The following is a 248-nucleotide window of genomic DNA, read 5'->3' as shown; positions in this document are numbered from 1 at the left end:
CTGCTTGCTGGCGATGGCGCCCCGGAGATCGCCATCGCCGGCAAGCCGGGCTCCTACAGGGTTTGCGTCAGGGCACACGATTTGCGTCACACCCGCGATTCCGTAGGAGTCTGGCTTGCCAGCGATGGCAAACCTGAGATCGCCATCGCCGGCAAGCCGGTCTCCTACGGGTTTTGCGTCAGGGCAAACCATTTGCGTCACACCGCGATCCCGTAGGAGCCTGCTTGCTGGCGATGGCGCCCCGGAGA

The 248-nt window shown here is 64.5% G+C and carries 1 protein-coding gene; it reads left to right on the top strand.

Going from position 1 to position 248, the window contains the following annotated elements; genetic code table 11:
• Positions 1–216 (top strand): hypothetical protein (locus ORL50_RS28895; protein ID WP_266020125.1); only part of this gene is annotated, 216 nt, incomplete at its 5' end.
• Between the last annotated feature and the right edge of the window lie 32 nt (positions 217–248).

The organism is Pseudomonas sp. RIT-562 (assembly GCF_026241895.1).
GTDB lineage: Bacteria > Pseudomonadota > Gammaproteobacteria > Pseudomonadales > Pseudomonadaceae > Aquipseudomonas > Aquipseudomonas mandelii_F.
Note: the sequence above shows the minus strand (reverse complement) of the source record. Positions and strands in the feature narration are given on the sequence as shown.